Source organism: Mesorhizobium sp. M4B.F.Ca.ET.089.01.1.1, from assembly GCF_004022605.1.
In the GTDB taxonomy this organism is placed as follows: domain Bacteria; phylum Pseudomonadota; class Alphaproteobacteria; order Rhizobiales; family Rhizobiaceae; genus Mesorhizobium; species Mesorhizobium abyssinicae.
On the sequence record NZ_RZOS01000783.1, the window covers coordinates 1 to 1,579 of the forward strand.

Annotated in this window: 3 protein-coding genes; all 3 read left to right on the forward strand. The window is 66.4% G+C overall.

The window, feature by feature from the left end; genetic code table 11:
- On the forward strand, positions 1-530 hold a 530-nt coding region (locus EN780_RS33825), incomplete at its 5' end, for an aminotransferase class I/II-fold pyridoxal phosphate-dependent enzyme (RefSeq protein WP_128276422.1).
- The gene (gene bioD / locus EN780_RS33830; RefSeq protein WP_128276423.1) at positions 527-1,165 is read left to right on the forward strand and encodes a dethiobiotin synthase; all 639 of its coding nucleotides are present in this window, start codon (positions 527-529) and stop codon (positions 1,163-1,165) included. The genes EN780_RS33825 and bioD, both read left to right, overlap by 4 nt.
- Positions 1,162-1,579: aminotransferase class III-fold pyridoxal phosphate-dependent enzyme (locus EN780_RS33835; RefSeq protein ID WP_128276424.1), on the forward strand; the 418-nt coding region annotated here is incomplete at its 3' end. The genes bioD and EN780_RS33835, both read left to right, overlap by 4 nt.

Genomic DNA, 1,579 nt, shown 5'->3' on the forward strand with positions numbered 1-1,579 from the left:
GCGTCTGTGGCCCGGCGGGGCGGGGCCTCGCGCACGATCTCGAAGGCCGCGACAATGTCGTGGTGCTGCACACCTGCGGCAAGGCGCTGGGCGCCTCCGGCGCGCTGGTCACCGCGCCTGCTGTGATCTGCGACTATCTCGTCAATCGTTGCCGACCCTTCGTCTATGCCACCGCGCCGTCGCCTTTGATGGCGGTGGCGGCGGCAACGGCCCTCGATATCGTCGTCCAGGAGCCGGAGCGCCGCGAGCGTCTGGCGAGCCTGGTCGCGCTTGCCGGCAAGAGGGCCGAGGAGCTTGGCTTGCCCACGAGCGGCTCGCAGATCCTGCCGGTCGTCGTCGGCGACAATGGCCGCGCCATGGCGCTGGCAGCGGCGTTGCAGTCGCACGGTTTCGACGTGCGCGGCATCCGCCCCCCGACCGTGCCCGAAGGCACGGCAAGGCTGCGGATCTCGCTGACGCTGAATGTCGGCGAGGCCGACGTCTCGGCACTGTTTGATGCATTAGCTGCAGAATGGGAGCGCGCGCGATGACGATGCAAATCGTCGTGACCGGCACCGACACCGGCATCGGCAAGACGGTGTTCGCGGCGGGTCTGACCGGCCTGCTTGACGGCATCTACTGGAAGCCGGTGCAGGCGGGCATCCAGGAAGAGACCGACAGCGAGGTTGTCTCTCTTCTGGCAGGACTGTCTACCGACCAGGTGTTGCCGGAAGCCTGGCGCCTCAGAGAGCCGCTGTCCCCACACCGCGCCGCCGAGTTGGACGGGGTGGAGATCGATGCAGGTCAACTCGCACTGCCCAAGACGGACCGTCCGCTCGTCGTGGAGGGCGCCGGCGGGCTGATGGTGCCGGTCAATCGACGCACACTCTACATCGACGTCTTCGCACAGTGGAACGCGCCGGTGGTGCTTTGCGCCCGCACCATGCTCGGCACCATCAACCACACGCTGCTCTCGATCGAGGCTCTTCGCGCCCGCTCAATCCCCCTGCTCGGCGTGGTGTTCATCGGCGACAGGATGGTCGATACGCAAAAAACGATCGTCCAGATGGGCAAGGTTCGCGTGCTGGGTCGTCTCCCCTTTCTCCAGTCGCTGACCCCTGGAACACTTTCCGCGGCCATGAAGGCTTCGTTTAACGCCGCCGACTTCGCGGAGATCCGGCCATGAGTCGCCGCTCCGCTGTCTGGCATCCCTTCACCCAACACGCCACCGAGCCGGCGCCGCCACCGATCGTGCGGACTGAGGGCGCCTATGTCGAGACGCGCGACGGCAGGCGCATCCTTGATGCGATCTCGTCCTGGTGGGTCATCACCCACGGCCACCGCCACCCGAAGATCGTAGAGGCAATCAGGGAGACGACCGAGACGCTCGACCAGGTGATCTTCGCCGGCCTCAGTCACGAGCCGGCCGAGCGATTGGCTTCGGCGCTGGTAGACATGACGCGGCCGGGTCTCGACTGGGTCTTCTATTCCGACAGTGGCTCGACCAGCGTCGAGGTGGCGCTCAAAATGGCGCTCGGCTTTCACCGCAACAACGGCGCGCAGCGCTCGCGCATCGTCGTCATGGAGCACAGCTATCACG

Excerpts from the sequence above, each read along its gene's own strand:
- bioD (WP_128276423.1), top strand. The coding sequence starts at position 527 with ATGACGATGCAAATCGTCGTGACCGGCACCGACACCGGCATCGGCAAG.